We start from the raw sequence: 14,728 nt of genomic DNA on the forward strand, positions 1-14,728 counted from the left end.
CTCTGCTTGTCGGAGCGCCGCATCCCCATGGCATGGCATGATCGCAATACCTTCCTGGATAGCCGATACGAACAGCAAGCTCGTCGGCTGGATTGCCGGCGGGCTGCTCGCCGCGGCCATGGCGTTCATCGTCATGGCCTCGACAAGCCCGGCCCTTGCCCATGCGGCGCTGATCAAGACCGATCCGGCCGACGGTGTGGTGCTGGCGCAGGCGCCAGCGCGGTTCTCGCTGACCTTCAGCGAGCCGGTCTCGCCGTTGGTGCTGACGTTGGTGATGCCCGACGGCACCCCGGTTCCGCTGACCGACTTCCGTCTCGGCGACCAGACGGTCGAGATCGACAATCCGCGGGCGCTCAAATCCGGCACGCATGTGCTGAGCTGGCGTGTCATTTCCGCCGACGGCCATCCGGTCGGCGGCTCGCTGCTGTTTTCCATCGGCGCGCCAAGCGAGCCGCCGGCCGTCTCCGAGGCGATTGACTGGCCACTGCGGTCGGCGATCTGGATCGGCAAGGTTTTTCTCTACATAGGCCTTTTCCTCGGCATTGGCGGCGCGTTCGCCTTTGCCTGGCTGGCCGGGGCTGGCCGTGCCGGCCAGCGCTTTGTCGCGGCCGCGATCTTGTGCGGGCTGGTGGCGGCACCCTTGTCGCTGGGCTTTCAGGGTCTCGATGCGCTGGGGGCGCCGCTCTCCCATCTGGCGCAGCCGGTGATCTGGCGCACCGGGCTCGGCACCAGCTTCGGCTGGACGGTGCTGATCGCCCTGGTCGCCTTGGGACTTGGCCTGCTGTCGCTGGCCGGACCGCGCGCGGCCGCCAGGCCGCTTGCCCTTGCCGGACTGGCTGGCGTCGGCGTCGCACTCGCCGCCAGCGGCCATGCCAGTGCGGCCGAGCCGCAATGGCTGACACGGCCGCTGGTCTTCGTGCATGGCGTCGGCATCGCTTTCTGGGCCGGCGCCTTGGTGCCGCTCGGTCTCGCGCTGAAGCGTCAAGCGGCGGGCGCGGTCGAATTCCTGCACCACTTCTCATGGGCAATCCTGCCTGTGGTGGCCTTGCTTGCCGCGGCAGGCATCGTGTTGGCCGTAATCCAGGTGCAGATACCCTCGGCGCTGGCCGACACAGCCTATGGCCGGCTGCTGCTGGTCAAGCTCGCGTTGCTGGTCTTCCTGTTCACGCTCGCTGCCGTCAATCGCTGGAAGCTCACCGCTTCGGCCGAGGCGGGAGCGACCGAGGTGCAACGCAGGCTCACCCGCTCGGTCGGCGTCGAAGTGCTGATCGTGCTGGCGATCTTCGGGGTCGCCGCGGGCTGGCGCTTCACGCCGCCGCCACGAGCACTGGCGATCGCGGCGGCGCAGCCAGTTTCGGTCCACATCCACGCGCTGCAGGCGATGGCCGATCTCAGCATCACGCCAGGCCATGCGGGGCCGGTGGTCGCCTCGATGATCATCATGACCGGCGATTTCGGACCGCTCGACGCCAAGGAGGTGACGCTGGTGCTGTCGAAGCCCGATTCCGGCATCGAACCGCTGAAGCGCGCGGCGACCAGGCCCGGCGACGGCAGCTGGCGTGTCGACAACCTCATCATCCCGGTACCCGGCCGCTGGATGGTGCGCATAGACATCTTGGTCTCGGACTTCGAGATGGTGAAGATCGAGGCGCCGGTCGACATCAGACCGTAACGTCCCAGCCACACAATTGGGCGAGGCGGTTGACGCGGGCCTGAAGGGCCGTCAATCATTCAAGCAACAATGAGCGCAAGCTCGAAAACACCAGATCCGAAAGCAGGGAAGAAACGATGGAAAAAGCCGAAATCGGCCTGATCGGCCTTGGCACTATGGGCTCCAACCTGGCGCTGAACATCGCCGAGCACGGGCACCGCATCGCCGTCTTCAACCGCACAAGGGCACGCACCGACGCTTTCGTCGAGAATTCCGGCGCGCTCAGGGACATGGTCGTCCCCTGCTACAGCCTGGAGGAACTTGCCGCCGCGATCCGGCCGCCGCGTCCGATCATCATCATGGTGCTGGCCGGCAAGCCGGTCGACGAGCAGATCGAAGCGTTGCGTGGCGTGCTGTCCGACAACGATATCGTCATCGATGCCGGCAATGCCAATTTCCGCGATACGATGCGGCGCTTCTCCGAGCTCTCTGGCTCGGGTTTGACCTTCATCGGCATGGGTGTCTCCGGCGGCGAGGAGGGCGCGCGCCACGGACCCTCGATCATGGCCGGCGGCACGGAAGACTCCTGGAAGCGCGTCGAGAAGGTGCTGACCGCGATCTCCGCCAAGTTCAAGGAGGAACCTTGCGCCGCATGGCTCGGCACCGACGGCGCCGGGCATTTCGTCAAGACCATCCATAACGGCATCGAATATGCCGACATGCAGATGATCGCCGAAATCTACGGCATCCTGCGTGACGGCCTGGGCATGGGGCCGAAGGAGATCGGCACGGTATTTTCCAACTGGAACAAGGGCCGGCTCAATTCCTACCTGATCGAGATCACCGCCAAGGTGCTCGCCGCCGACGATCCGAAGACCGGCAAGCCGGTGGTCGACATCATCCTCGACCGCGCCGGCCAGAAGGGCACCGGCAAATGGTCCGTCATCGAGGCGCAGCAGCTCGGCATTCCGGCAACCGCGATCGAAGCGGCGGTGGCGGCGCGCGTGCTGTCGTCGATCAAGGACGAGCGGCAGGCGGCGGAAAAGGCCTATGGCAATATCGGCGTGACCAGGATTTCCGGCGACAAGGACGCGCTGCTGAAAGACCTCGAACTGGCGCTGTTCGCCGGCAAGATCGCCGCCTACGCGCAGGGCTTCGCGGTGATGAGCGGCGCTTCGAAGGAGTTCAACTGGAACCTGCCGATGCCGACCATCGCCAAGATCTGGCGCGCCGGCTGCATCATCCGCTCGCAGATGCTCGACACGATGGCCGAGGCTTTCAGTGGTGGCGCTTCCACCAACCTGTTGATGGCGCCTGCCTTCATCAGCCTGATGCAGGAGGCGCATCCGTCGCTGCGGCGCGTCGTGGCGAGGGCTTCCGAAGCCGGCGCGCCGGTGCCTGCACTGTCTTCGGCTCTTGCCTATTTCGACAGCTACCGCCAGGGCCGCGGCACCTCGAACCTGATCCAGGCGCAGCGCGACTTCTTCGGGGCGCATGGTTTCGAGCGCATCGGCGAGCAGGGCGCGTTCCACGGACCGTGGGGCAGCGGCGCGGCTGGCTAGATCACGCTATGAAGACATCCGGCTTAGCTTGGCTGCCGTGCCGGAATACTCACCGCTCCACATGTGGCTTCTCGATTCCGGGGATGCCGCCGACCTGTTGGGCAAGAAAATCGACCAGCAGCCGGACCCGGGCGATGCCCGCCCGTTCGGGGACGATCAGCATGCTGAGCGGAACCGAAGGCAGCGCATAGTCCGGCAGAATCGCTTCAAGCCGGCCGGACGCCAGGAGATCGCCGACAAGCCATTGGTGGGCGGGCGCAATGCCGCGTCCGGCGAGCAGGGCTTCGCGTGCGGCAAGCCCGTGGTCGACCCGGAGGCGCCCTGCAAACGGCACTGTATGGCGGTTGCCGTCTGGTCCTTGCAGCACAAGGGTGTCGCTGCCGGCAACGTTTGACATCCGGATACCTTCGTGATCGGCCAGGTCCCCGGGACCTTCAGGCCTGCCGCGTTCAGCGAGATAGTCGGGCGCCCCCACGAGCAGTCGCCGGGATTGGCCGAGCGCTCGCAATTTCATGGAACTGTCGGTGAGCGGGCCGAGACGAAGCGCGATGTCGACGCCTTCCATGACGAGGTCGATGCGTTCGTCGGTGAGGCTGAGATCGACGCCGATGTCGCGATAGCGGTCCTGAAACGCGAAGATAAGCCGGCTGACATGCAGCACCCCAATGGCGGCGGTGCAGGAGAGCCGGATCGTGCCCGCGGGCGCCGCGCGCGTGCCGCGAACCTCGTCGCCCGCCTGTTCGACAAGGCGCAGGATCTGCACGCTGTCTGCATAATAGCGGCTGCCCTCATCGGTCATCGTGACACGCCGGGTGGTCCTGCTGAGCAGGGCGACGCCGACGGCCTCCTCCAGTTCCCTCAAATGGCGCGTGACTGTCGACTGGCCGATCCCGAGTTCACGCGCGACCGCCGACAGACTGCCTCGTTCAGCAACGCGCACAAAGGTGCGCATGCGCTCGAGCGTGACAGCTGATTTATCCATTAATCGGCAGAATATTATGCATTCTCGACATGTAGCGGATGATGCGGCTGTTGGCTATCTCAGGTCAATGTTTCCAACAGAGGATCGACGAATCATGAAAGTCCTACTTGTCTTTGCCCATCCCGAGCCACGGTCGCTCAACGGCACGCTGCGTGACGTCGCCGTCAAGGAACTCACAGCTCAAGGCCACGAGGTTCGGGTGTCCGACCTCTATGCGGACGGTTGGAAATCGGAGGTCGACCGTGCTGACTTCCCCGAGCTTTCGCCAGGCGCGCGGCTGGTGCCGGTGGCTGCCTCCAAACAAGCATACGAATCCAATGCGCTGACCGGAGACGTCAAAACCGAGATCGAGAAGCTGCTTTGGGCCGATGCGCTGATCCTGCAGTTTCCGCTGTGGTGGTTCACCATGCCGGCGATTTTGAAAGGCTGGGTCGATCGGGTCTTCGCCTACGGCTTTGCCTATGGCGTCGGCGAACATAGCGACAAGCGATGGGGTGACCGGTACGGCGAGGGCACACTCGCGGGCAAGCGAGCGATGCTGATTGTGACAGCCGGCGGTTGGGAGGATCATTATTCCCCGCGCGGCGTCAACGGACCGATCGACGACCTGCTGTTCCCGATCAATCACGGAATTCTCTATTATCCGGGGTACGACGTGCTTCCGCCGTTCGTGATCTACAGCGCGGACCGTCTCGATGCAGCTGGCTTCGAGCTTGTCGCCGAGCGCCTGCGCGAACGGATGCGGACACTGGCGACCACTGCGCCTATTCCCTACCGGCGGCAGAATGGTGGCGATTATCTGATCCCGAGCATGCGGCTTCGTGCCGAACTAGCCGATCCGGGAGCAACCGGCTTCGGACTTCATGTGAACCGCGGGGCTACCGACCAGAACGGTTCCTGGTTTGACGGGATGCATGTGGACTTGCCCGATCAGATCCGGGCAGACGCTCAGTCAGAGCGCCGATAGGCCACGACGCCCTTCGGTTCGCTCAGGCTCTGCAGCGAGCCGGGCGCGGCGCCGCCGATCCAGCCGAGCACCGAGCGGGCGAGTTCGGACCCGGCCAGGCGGAAGTCTTCGTTGACGACCAGCAATTCATGCCTGAACAGATGCAGCAGTTCCGACGACTGCTTCGACACCACGTCTACGTCGCGGCCGAGCTTGAGGCCGGCGTCCTCGATGCCGGCGACGATGGCGAGGGTCGCGGCGGCGGCGCTGCTGACGATGCCGTCCGGCCTGATGTCGCGCCGCATCAGCTGCGCGGTCCTCGTCCTGATCTGTTCGATCGAATGGTCGATCGAAACGGTGTTGAACGGCACCTCGCTGGCGCCGACTTCGCTCAGCGCATCGGCAAAGCCGTCGACCGTGTGGCGGTAGTAGCTCAAACCCACCGGCGGCGTCACCAAAGCGAGCCGGCGGCGGCCTAGGCCGGCGAGATGGCGCACCGCCTCGGCCGCGAAGGCGTAGTTGTCGAAATCATGATAGGGATGCACGAGCCCCATATCGGTGCGGCCGTGGGTCGCGAAGGGAATGCCGCGCTCCAGCATGTAGCGGGCGCGGGGGTCGTTCGGCTGCGTGCGTGAAATGATGACGCCGTCGGCGGAGCCGGTCTCCACGAGATAGCGCACCGGATCCAGCGGATCCTGCGAGCGCGAATAGGGTGTTACGATCAGGTGGTAGGGCGTGTCGGCGATGACTTCCGTGACGCCATAGATGATGTCGGAGACAAAGCTCATGAGTTCGTGCTCAGTGTTGAGCACGAGGCTGATGACATTGGTCTTGCCGGTCCTGAGGCGCACCCCGGCGCGGTTCGGCCGATAGCCGATCTGCTTGGCCACGAGCTGGACTCGGCGTCTGGTCTCGGCGCCGATCTCGGGCGCGTCCTTCAAGGCCCGCGAGACGGTGGTGACGCCGAGCCCGGTCATGAAGGCAAGCGTCTTCAGCGTCGGCCGCTCCTGTGCCGTCGCCCCGTCATCCCTGGCCATGCGCTGTTTGTCCATCCGTCCCGCCCATCAGGCGCATAGCAGCCGCCGGGCAGCCCGGCAATGTTGCGGCCGCTCCCCATGGCGCGTCACCTGCAGTGGAAGCAGTATACTGAAACGTTACAGTTTGTCACGATCGGTGTAAACGGGCGCGGGCGGACGCAAAAAGACGCCGTCAACCGCAGGCCGAAAAAACGTTGGGATTCAGAGGGAAGCGTGCTCTTGGCAAGTTTCTTGCTGCTCTTACCTAGAGAGCGGTGCAGTTTTGCATATTGCGTCACACAATGCCGCGGCAGCGAGATGATTTTGTTCGCAGCTCGAAAAATGTCAAAGTGACATTCTGCCGGAAGGGGTTGCGTATGGTCTTCAATTGCCGTATCGAAAATCTGTAACGTTTCAGATTTCTGGGAGGAAGCCGAAATGCGATACAAATTCCTGACCGCTGCCTTTGCCGCGACGGTTGCTCTCAACTTTGCCGGGCCGGCGGCCGCGACCGATCTGGAAGTCACCCATTGGTGGACCTCCGGCGGCGAGGCGGCGGCGGTCGCCGAACTCGCCAAGGCATTCGACGCCACCGGCAATCACTGGGTCGACGGCGCCATCGCCGGATCCGGCGGCACGGCGCGGCCGATCATGATCAGCCGCATCACCGGCGGCGATCCGATGGGGGCCACGCAGTTCAATCACGGCAGGCAAGCGGAAGAGCTGGTTCAGGCTGGCCTGATGCGCGATCTCACCGATGTCGCCACCAAGGGCAAGTGGACGGAAGTGGTACGGCCCAAGAGCCTGCTCGATTCTTGCACCATCGACGGCAAGATCTATTGCGTGCCGGTCAACATCCATTCCTGGCAGTGGCTGTGGCTGTCGAACGCGGCGTTCGAGAAGGCCGGCGTGCCGGTGCCGAAGAACTGGAACGAGTATGTGGCCGCCGCTCCGGCGCTGGAGAAGGCAGGCATCGTGCCGCTCGCGGTCGGTGGGCAGGCCTGGCAGGCATCGGGCGCCTTCGACGTGCTGCTTGCCGCGGTCGGCGGAACCGACACCTTCCTCAAGGTCTACAAGGACAAGGACGCCAAGTTCGCAGCCGGTCCTGAAGTCGCCAAGGTGTTCAAGGCGGCCGACGATGCGCGCAAGATGGCCAAGAACACGAATGTGCAGGACTGGAACCAGGCCACCAACATGGTCATCACCGGCAAGGCCGGCGGCCAGATCATGGGTGACTGGGCGCAGGGCGAGTTCCAGGTCGCCGGCAAGACCGCCGGCAAGGATTACACCTGCCTTCCCGGCCTCGGCCTGAACGAGGTCATCGCTACAGGGGGCGACGCCTTCTATTTTCCGCTGCTCAAGGACGCCGACAAGGCCAAGGCGCAGGAGGTGCTGGCCGAGACGCTGCTCGATCCCAAGACCCAGGTCGCCTTCAATCTCAAGAAGGGCTCGCTGCCGGTGCGCGGCGACGTCGATCTCAACGCGGCCAATGACTGCATGAAGAAAGGCCTCGCTATCCTGGCCAAGGGCGCGGTCATCCCATGGACGGACCAGCTGCTCTCGCAGGACAGCCAGAAGCAGAAGGAGGACCTGTTCTCGGAGTTCTTCGCCAAGCCCGACATGAGCCTCGAAGAGGCGCAGAAGCGCTTCGCCGACATCATCGCTTCGGCTGATTGACGACCGACGAGCCGTCCGCTCCCGACCTTGCCAGACAGGGCCGGGAGCCAAGGCGTGCTGACTTTCCGCCCTTATCCGATCCAGCACGGCTGTACCGATGAGCAAGAGCGAACGCCCGAGCCAACTCTTCCGCAATCTCAACGCGAAGGTCGCTTCGATCCCGATGATCCTCACCGCAATGGTGGTCTTTGTCGGCGGCACCGCGTGGACGGTGCTCTATTCCTTCACCAATTCGAAGCTGCTGCCGCGGCTGAATTTCGTCGGGTTCGACCAGTATTACCGGCTGTGGGCGACGCCGCGCTGGCTGATTTCGATCGAGAACCTCTTGATCTACGGTGTGATCTCACTGGTGTTCTCGCTGGTGATCGGTTTTCTGCTGGCGGCCCTGCTCGACCAGAAGATCCGTTTCGAGGACACGTTCCGCACCATCTTCCTCTACCCCTTCGCGCTCTCCTTCATCGTCACCGGCCTTGTCTGGCAATGGCTGCTCAATCCGGATTTCGGCGTCCAGGGCGTGGTACGAAGCCTTGGCTGGACCAGCTTCGATTTCAATCCGCTCTACAATTCCAGCATCGTCATCTACGGCATATCGATCGCGGCGCTTTGGCAAGGCACGGGGCTGATCATGTGCCTGATGCTGGCGGGCCTGCGCGGCATCGACGAGGACATCTGGAAGGCCGCACGGGTGGACGGGATTCCCATGTGGAAGACTTATCTTTTCATCATCATCCCGATGATGCGGCCGGTGTTCATCACCACGCTGGTGATCATCGCGTCGGGCATCGTCAAGGTCTATGACCTCGTCGTCGCGCAGACCAGCGGCGGGCCGGGCATCGCCTCCGAAGTGCCGGCCAAATACGTCTACGACTACATGTTCTTCGCCCAGAATCTCGGCCAGGGCTTTGCCGCCTCGACCATGATGCTGCTGTCGGTGATGATCGTCATCGTGCCGTGGGCCTATCTCGAATTCGGAGGCCGCAAGCGTGTCTGATCATGCCGTCTCCTTGTCCGCCACGTCGTCAAACCTCCGGGCTGGCGCCTCCGGCCCGAGCGGACCAAAGCCGCGGCACATGTTCTCGCGCCGTAACATTTTCCTGTACGGCACGCTCATCGTGGTGGCGCTCTACTATCTCCTGCCGCTCTATGTGATGGTCGTCACCTCGCTGAAGGGCATGCCGGAGATCCGCCTCGGCAACATTTTCTCGCCGCCGCTGGAGATCACCTTCGAGCCCTGGGTCAAGGCGTGGTCGCAGGCCTGCACCGGCCTCAATTGCGACGGGCTCTCGCGCGGGTTCTGGAATTCGGTGCGCATCACCGTTCCCTCGGTGATCCTGTCGATCGCAATCGCCTCGGTGAACGGCTACGCGCTGGCCAACTGGCGCTTCAAGGGCGCCGACACCTTCTTCGTCATCCTGATCGTCGGCGCCTTCATTCCCTACCAGGTGATGATCTATCCCATCGTCATCATCCTGCGCGAGATCGGCCTCTATGGCAGCCTTACCGGCCTGGTGATCGTGCATTCCATTTTCGGCATGCCGATCCTGACGCTTCTGTTCCGCAATTATTTCACATCCATGCCGGAGGAACTGTTCCGGGCGGCGCGCGTCGATGGCGCCGGCTTCTGGGGCATCTACCTGCGCATCATGCTGCCGATGTCACTGCCGATCTTCGTCGTCGCCATCATCCTGCAGGTGACCGGCATCTGGAACGACTTCCTGTTCGGCGTCGTCTACACCCGTCCCGACACCTATCCCATGACGGTGCAGCTCAACAACATCGTCAATTCGGTGCAAGGCGTGAAGGAATACAACGTCAACATGGCCGCCACCATCCTGACCGGGTTGGTGCCGCTGATCGTCTATTTCATTTCCGGCAAATTGTTCGTGCGCGGCATCGCCGCCGGCGCGGTGAAAGGGTGATGGCGATGGCGGCGAACGGCACCAGCGTTTCGATCCAGGACCTGTCGCTGAACTTTGGCGCGGTCTCGGTGCTGCAGACGCTCAATCTCGATGTCGCCGAAGGCGAGTTCATCGTGCTGCTCGGACCCTCCGGCTGCGGCAAGTCGACCTTGCTCAACTGCATCGCTGGCCTGCTCGACATTTCGGAAGGCCGCATCTTCATCAAGGGCAAGAACGTCACCTGGGAAGAGCCCAAGGACCGCGGCATCGGCATGGTCTTCCAGTCCTATGCGCTCTATCCGCAAATGACGGTGGAGAAGAACCTGTCCTTCGGGCTGCGTGTCGCCGGCATCGCCAAGGACGAGATCGCCAAGCGCATCGCGCGCGCCGCCGAGATCCTGCAGATCGAGCCGTTGCTGCAGCGCAAGCCGGCGGCCCTTTCCGGCGGCCAGCGCCAGCGCGTGGCGATCGGACGGGCGCTGGTGCGCGATGTCGACGTCTTCCTGTTCGACGAACCGCTGTCCAATCTCGATGCCAAGCTGCGTTCGGAGCTGCGTGTCGAGATCAAGCTTCTGCACCGCAAGCTGCAGAACACGATGATCTATGTCACCCACGACCAGATCGAGGCAATGACGCTGGCCGACCGCATCGCGGTGATGAAGGGCGGCGTCATCCAGCAGCTCGACGCGCCGCAGACCATCTACAACCGCCCGGTCAACCGGTTTGTCGCCGGCTTCCTCGGTTCGCCTGCGATGAATTTCGTCGAGGGGCAGCTGGAGACCGGCACGACGGCGGTGTTCAAGACCGGGGATTTGACCATACCGCTCGAGCGCTATGGCTTCGATGGCGCCGGCAACAAGAGCGGGCCTTGCGTGTTCGGGATTCGCCCCGAGCACGTTGCCTTTGGCGAGGCCGCGAATTCCATGCCCTTCGCCACCGATGCCGCCGTCGAGATCGTCGAGCCGATGGGCTCCGATACGCTGGTGTGGACGAAGCTCGGCGGCCGCATTTTTTCCTTCCGTGTCGAGGCGGAAAAAACGCTGCGCAATGGCGATCCGATCCGGATCGGCTTTGATCCTGCCCGCGCCTCGCTGTTCGATACTCCATCCGGCAACCGCATGTAGCTCCCAAGAAAACCATCCTCCCAAGGACAATCCCCAAGCAGAACGGACAGAGACGATGAACTGGTCATTCCAACTTTACAGCGCCCGCAATTTCTTGCCCTGGACCGATGTGCTCGAAATGCTCGGCAAGCTCGGCTACGCCGAGGTCGAAGGGTTCGGCGGCGTCTATGACGATCCCAAGGCCTTCCGCGCCGAGCTCGACAAGAACGGCCTTGCCATGCCGACCGGGCATTTTTCCATCGATGCGCTGGAGAATGATTTCGACGGTGTGCGCCGGATCGCCGAAACGCTCGGCGTCAAGCTTTTGATCTGTCCGTATCTGATGGCCGAGGACAGGCCATCCGACGCCGCCGGCTGGCGCGGCTTCGGCGAGCGGCTGGCCAAGGTCGGCGAGGTCGCGTCGAAGGCCGGCTATGGCTTCGCCTGGCACAACCATGATTTCGAGTTCAAGGCACTCGCCGACGGCTCGGTGCCGCAGGATCATATCTTGTCGTCCGCGCCCGATATTGGCTGGGAAATGGACGTCGCCTGGGTGGTGCGCGGCGGCTCCGATCCGCTGCCCTGGATCGAAAAGCACGGCCAGCGCATCGTCGCCGTCCACGTCAAGGACATGGCGAAGGCGGGCGAGGGGCTGGATGAGGATGGCTGGTCGGATGTCGGCCACGGCACGATCGATTGGGCCGGCCTGATCAAGGTGCTGCGGGCCAAGAGCGCGGCGAAATACTTTGTCATGGAACAGGACAATCCCAACGACATCGAGCGCTTCGCCCGCCGCTCGATCGCAACCGTCAAGAGCTACTAGGAACAACCACCATGGCAAAGAAGCTGGGTACTGGGAAATTGGGTGTTGGCGTCATCGGCTGCGGCAACATCTCGAAGGCGTATTTTTCGCTGGCGCCGTTGTTTCGCGGCATCGAGATGCGCGCCTGCGCCGACATCAACATGGACGCGGCCAGGGCGCGGGCGAAGGAATTCAAGCTGCGCGCCGAGACCGTCGAGGATCTGCTCAAGGCCGACGATATCGACATCATCGTCAACCTGACCATTCCGGCCGTGCATTACGAAGTCTCGAAGCAGGTGCTCGATGCCGGCAAGCATGTCTATTCCGAAAAGCCGTTCGTGCTGTCGCTCAAGGAGGGTCAGGACCTCAAGGCGCGGGCCCAGAAGAGGGGGCTGCGCATAGGCTCGGCGCCGGACACGTTCCTCGGCGGCGCGCACCAGCTGGTGCGCGAACTGATCGACGAGGGGAAGCTTGGCAAGATCACCAGCGGCACTTGCCACGTCATGGGCCACGGCATGGAGCATTGGCACCCCAATCCCGACTTCTTCTTCCAGCCCGGGGCGGGACCAGTGCTGGACATCGGACCGTACTACATCACCAATCTGATCCAGCTGATCGGGCCGGTGAAGCAGGTGGCGGCCTTCGCGACGACCCCGGCCAAGGAACGGACCATCAGCTCAAAGCCGCGCGCAGGCGAAAAAATCCCGGTCAACACGCCGACCACCATCCATGGCCTGCTGGAATTCGAGAACGGCGCCGTGGTGACGCTGAACACCAGCTGGGATGTGTGGGCTCACGGCCACGCGCCGATGGAACTCTATGGCGAGGGCGGGACGGTGTTCGTGCCGGATCCGAACTTCTTCGGCGGCGACGTGCGCTTCACCGAAGAAGGCAAGCCGGTCAAGAAGCTGCCGAAATGGAAGCATCCGCTTGGCGTTCCCAATGAGATGCATGGCCAAGGCATGATGGCCAATTACCGCACGGCGGGCCTGGCCGACATGGCGCTGGCGATCGCCGAAGGGCGGCCGCACCGCTGCTCGATGGAACTCGCGCTGCATGCCGTCGATGTCATGACCGGCCTCCTGCGCTCCGGCGAAACCGGCAAGTTCGTCGCCATGCAGACCACTTGCGAGCGTCCGGCCGCGCTTGGCGTCAAGCAGGCCAAGGAGCTGCTGGCCAAGAAGACGTAGTCGCATGGATTATCGATAATTTTGCCTTACCCCTCTCCCCGTTCCTCCGGGGAGGGGGTAAAGGATGGGGTACGGGCATGCTCATCGCCTCTGCGATGACGGTGCCCTGTCCGTTCAAATTCGAGGATTTCCCCATGCCCTATATCGCCGCTGAAAACCGCTACGAGAAAATGATCTACAACCGCTGCGGTCGGTCCGGCCTCAAGCTGCCGGCGATCTCGCTCGGGCTGTGGCACAATTTCGGCGACGACACGCCGCATCGGACCAAGCAGGCGATCGTGCGAAAGGCCTTCGATCTTGGCATCACCCATTTCGACCTCGCTAACAATTATGGGCCGCCGCCCGGCTCGGCCGAGACGGCTTTCGGCGAGATACTGCGTACTGATTTTGCCGCCTATCGCGACGAACTGATCATCTCGACCAAGGCCGGCTACGAAATGTGGGCCGGCCCCTACGGCGAATGGGGCGGGCGCAAATACATGCTGGCCAGCCTCGACCAGAGCCTGAAGCGGATGGGCCTCGACTATGTCGACATCTTCTATTCGCACCGCTTCGATCCCGATACGCCGCTCGAAGAAACCATGGGCGCGCTCGACCATGCGGTGCGTTCGGGCAAGGCGCTCTACGCCGGCATCTCGTCCTACAATTCGCAGCGCACCCGCGAGGCCGCCGACATATTGAGGCAACTCGGTACGCCCTGCGTCATCCATCAGCCGAGCTATTCGATGCTGAACCGCTGGGTCGAGGAGGACGGACTGCTCGACACGCTCGAGGGGCTCGGCGTCGGCTCCATCGTGTTCTCGCCGCTGGCGCAAGGCATGCTGACCGACAAATATCTCGGCGGCATTCCCGATGGCAGCCGGGCCTCCCAAGGCAAGTCGCTCAAGACAGCTTTCATCAACGACCGCACCATTGCCAACATCAAGGCGCTCAACGCGATCGCCGGCAAGCGCGGCCAGACGCTGGCCCAAATGGCCTTGGCCTGGGTGCTGCGCAGGGGCCGGGTTACTTCGGCGCTGATCGGCGCCAGCCGGCCCGAGCAGGTCGAGGATTGCGTCGGGGCGCTGAAGGTGCTCGACTTCAGCGACGCCGAACTGGCCGAAATCGATACATACGCGCGCGAGTCCGACATCAACCTGTGGGCTGCTTCCGCCGAACGCAAAGGCCCGCCGAGGAAATAGCTGAAGCCGGCTAATAAAGGCTGGCGGAATTGCTCGCGCCGGCCTTCGCAGATGAAGTCCAGTCAGGGCGTGGCCGGCCTCCCTGAGGCGGCGTTGATCGCCGCATGGGTCGGCAGGCCAAAGGTGCCGGGCACACCCTTGGCTACCCTCGTCGAGATTTCTGCCAATATGCCCGCGCGTCATCGATCGGCCCGGGACAACAACAGAAGAGTAGCAAAGACGGCGGTTCGTCGCTATCTGAATGGGATCGGGCCGTTTGCACGCGCGGACAGCCCGCCAACAGCGCAGGACAAGTGGAACAGGACCATGGCGGCAAGGGATGTGCTGACGAAAAACCAGTTGTGCGTGCTCGAGAAACTCGAGATCGCCAGCGGGCCGCTCAGCGCCTACACCTTGCTCGATCAGCTTCGCGAGCGCGGTTTTCGCGCCCCATTGCAGGTCTATCGCGCGCTCGACACGCTGGTGAAATCAGGTTTCGTGCACCGGCTGGAAAGCATCAATTCCTTCGTCGCGTGCGCCGAGCCGCACGACCATAGCCACTCGATGACCGCCTTCGCCATATGCGATACTTGCGGGCAGGTGACCGAAATGTCCGATCACGACGTCGACCACCGGCTGAACGAATGGGTCAACTCGACCGGCTTCGCCGCCAAGAAGGCGGTGATCGAATTTCGCGGGACCTGCGCGAAATGTTTGGCGCAAGCGGCCTGAGGGCCTCGC

Annotated in this window: 13 protein-coding genes; 11 read left to right on the plus strand and 2 right to left on the minus strand. The window is 63.3% G+C overall.

Going from position 1 to position 14,728, the window contains the following annotated elements:
- The first annotated feature begins 37 nt into the window (after nucleotides 1–37).
- Together FJW04_RS06985 and gndA are read left to right on the plus strand one after the other, a co-directional pair.
- Nucleotides 38–1,672, plus strand: a complete 1,635-nt coding sequence (locus FJW04_RS06985; RefSeq protein WP_140713176.1) for a copper resistance CopC/CopD family protein — start codon at nucleotides 38–40, stop codon at nucleotides 1,670–1,672.
- Nucleotides 1,673–1,788: 116 nt separating this feature from the next.
- Nucleotides 1,789–3,213 carry an NADP-dependent phosphogluconate dehydrogenase gene (gene gndA, locus FJW04_RS06990; RefSeq protein WP_140713177.1) on the plus strand — a complete coding sequence of 475 codons (1,425 nt, stop codon included), beginning with the start codon at nucleotides 1,789–1,791 and terminating at the stop codon, nucleotides 3,211–3,213.
- A 49-nt stretch (nucleotides 3,214–3,262) separates the two neighbouring features.
- Here gndA and FJW04_RS06995 read toward each other — a convergent pair whose 3' ends face one another.
- A complete protein-coding gene (locus FJW04_RS06995) occupies nucleotides 3,263–4,195 on the minus strand; it encodes a LysR family transcriptional regulator (protein WP_015315672.1) in 933 nt (310 codons plus the stop codon).
- Between the two features lie 94 nt (nucleotides 4,196–4,289).
- Between FJW04_RS06995 and FJW04_RS07000 the strand changes: the two genes are divergently transcribed.
- Complete coding sequence (locus FJW04_RS07000) at nucleotides 4,290–5,162, plus strand: NAD(P)H-dependent oxidoreductase (RefSeq protein ID WP_140713178.1); 873 nt, start codon at nucleotides 4,290–4,292, stop codon at nucleotides 5,160–5,162.
- Here FJW04_RS07000 and FJW04_RS07005 read toward each other — a convergent pair.
- Nucleotides 5,144–6,193 (minus strand): LacI family transcriptional regulator, encoded by a 1,050-nt coding sequence (locus tag FJW04_RS07005; protein WP_041163318.1) that lies wholly within the window; start codon nucleotides 6,191–6,193, stop codon nucleotides 5,144–5,146. The two genes, FJW04_RS07000 and FJW04_RS07005, sit on opposite strands and share 19 nt — an antisense overlap.
- A gap of 402 nt (nucleotides 6,194–6,595) precedes the next feature.
- On the opposite strand from FJW04_RS07005, the gene FJW04_RS07010 reads away from it, so the two are divergent.
- The 8 genes from FJW04_RS07010 to FJW04_RS07045 all read left to right on the plus strand — a co-directional run bounded on the left by FJW04_RS07010 (nucleotide 6,596) and on the right by FJW04_RS07045 (nucleotide 14,719).
- Entirely contained in the window at nucleotides 6,596–7,834 is a 1,239-nt protein-coding gene (locus FJW04_RS07010; protein ID WP_015315675.1) for an ABC transporter substrate-binding protein, read from the plus strand.
- A 97-nt stretch (nucleotides 7,835–7,931) separates the two neighbouring features.
- Nucleotides 7,932–8,825, plus strand: coding sequence for a sugar ABC transporter permease (locus FJW04_RS07015; protein ID WP_140713179.1), 894 nt, complete (start codon nucleotides 7,932–7,934; stop codon nucleotides 8,823–8,825).
- The gene (locus FJW04_RS07020; RefSeq protein ID WP_140713180.1) at nucleotides 8,818–9,753 is read left to right on the plus strand and encodes a carbohydrate ABC transporter permease; all 936 of its coding nucleotides are present in this window, start codon (nucleotides 8,818–8,820) and stop codon (nucleotides 9,751–9,753) included. Before FJW04_RS07015 ends, FJW04_RS07020 begins: the two co-directional genes overlap by 8 nt.
- A 5-nt stretch (nucleotides 9,754–9,758) precedes the next feature.
- Nucleotides 9,759–10,856 carry an ABC transporter ATP-binding protein gene (locus tag FJW04_RS07025; protein WP_140619015.1) on the plus strand — a complete coding sequence of 366 codons (1,098 nt, stop codon included), beginning with the start codon at nucleotides 9,759–9,761 and terminating at the stop codon, nucleotides 10,854–10,856.
- Between the two features lie 55 nt (nucleotides 10,857–10,911).
- Nucleotides 10,912–11,658, plus strand: coding sequence for a sugar phosphate isomerase/epimerase (locus FJW04_RS07030; RefSeq protein ID WP_140713181.1), 747 nt, complete (start codon nucleotides 10,912–10,914; stop codon nucleotides 11,656–11,658).
- An 11-nt stretch (nucleotides 11,659–11,669) separates the two neighbouring features.
- Nucleotides 11,670–12,827 carry a Gfo/Idh/MocA family oxidoreductase gene (locus FJW04_RS07035; RefSeq protein ID WP_140713182.1) on the plus strand — a complete coding sequence of 386 codons (1,158 nt, stop codon included), beginning with the start codon at nucleotides 11,670–11,672 and terminating at the stop codon, nucleotides 12,825–12,827.
- 134 nt (nucleotides 12,828–12,961) lie between these two features.
- Complete coding sequence (gene mgrA / locus FJW04_RS07040; RefSeq protein ID WP_140661851.1) at nucleotides 12,962–14,008, plus strand: L-glyceraldehyde 3-phosphate reductase; 1,047 nt, start codon at nucleotides 12,962–12,964, stop codon at nucleotides 14,006–14,008.
- A 306-nt stretch (nucleotides 14,009–14,314) separates the two neighbouring features.
- On the plus strand, nucleotides 14,315–14,719 hold the full coding sequence (locus tag FJW04_RS07045; RefSeq protein ID WP_015315682.1) for a Fur family transcriptional regulator: 405 nt from the start codon (nucleotides 14,315–14,317) through the stop codon (nucleotides 14,717–14,719).
- The last annotated feature ends 9 nt before the right edge of the window (nucleotides 14,720–14,728 follow it).

Source organism: Mesorhizobium sp. B2-7-3 (assembly GCF_006440715.1).
GTDB classification, from domain to species: domain Bacteria; phylum Pseudomonadota; class Alphaproteobacteria; order Rhizobiales; family Rhizobiaceae; genus Mesorhizobium; species Mesorhizobium australicum.

What these genes read in the sequence shown, in the direction of transcription:
- FJW04_RS07005 (WP_041163318.1), bottom strand. Translation starts at nt 6,193, where the DNA reads ATGGACAAACAGCGCATGGCCAGGGATGACGGGGCGACGGCACAGGAG.
- FJW04_RS06985 (WP_140713176.1), top strand. Translation starts at nt 38, where the DNA reads ATGATCGCAATACCTTCCTGGATAGCCGATACGAACAGCAAGCTCGTC.
- gndA (WP_140713177.1), top strand. Translation starts at nt 1,789, where the DNA reads ATGGAAAAAGCCGAAATCGGCCTGATCGGCCTTGGCACTATGGGCTCC.
- FJW04_RS07030 (WP_140713181.1), top strand. Translation starts at nt 10,912, where the DNA reads ATGAACTGGTCATTCCAACTTTACAGCGCCCGCAATTTCTTGCCCTGG.
- FJW04_RS07025 (WP_140619015.1), top strand. Translation starts at nt 9,759, where the DNA reads ATGGCGGCGAACGGCACCAGCGTTTCGATCCAGGACCTGTCGCTGAAC.
- FJW04_RS07045 (WP_015315682.1), top strand. Translation starts at nt 14,315, where the DNA reads ATGGCGGCAAGGGATGTGCTGACGAAAAACCAGTTGTGCGTGCTCGAG.
- FJW04_RS07010 (WP_015315675.1), top strand. Translation starts at nt 6,596, where the DNA reads ATGCGATACAAATTCCTGACCGCTGCCTTTGCCGCGACGGTTGCTCTC.
- FJW04_RS07000 (WP_140713178.1), top strand. Translation starts at nt 4,290, where the DNA reads ATGAAAGTCCTACTTGTCTTTGCCCATCCCGAGCCACGGTCGCTCAAC.
- mgrA (WP_140661851.1), top strand. Translation starts at nt 12,962, where the DNA reads ATGCCCTATATCGCCGCTGAAAACCGCTACGAGAAAATGATCTACAAC.
- FJW04_RS06995 (WP_015315672.1), bottom strand. Translation starts at nt 4,195, where the DNA reads ATGGATAAATCAGCTGTCACGCTCGAGCGCATGCGCACCTTTGTGCGC.
- FJW04_RS07035 (WP_140713182.1), top strand. Translation starts at nt 11,670, where the DNA reads ATGGCAAAGAAGCTGGGTACTGGGAAATTGGGTGTTGGCGTCATCGGC.
- FJW04_RS07015 (WP_140713179.1), top strand. Translation starts at nt 7,932, where the DNA reads ATGAGCAAGAGCGAACGCCCGAGCCAACTCTTCCGCAATCTCAACGCG.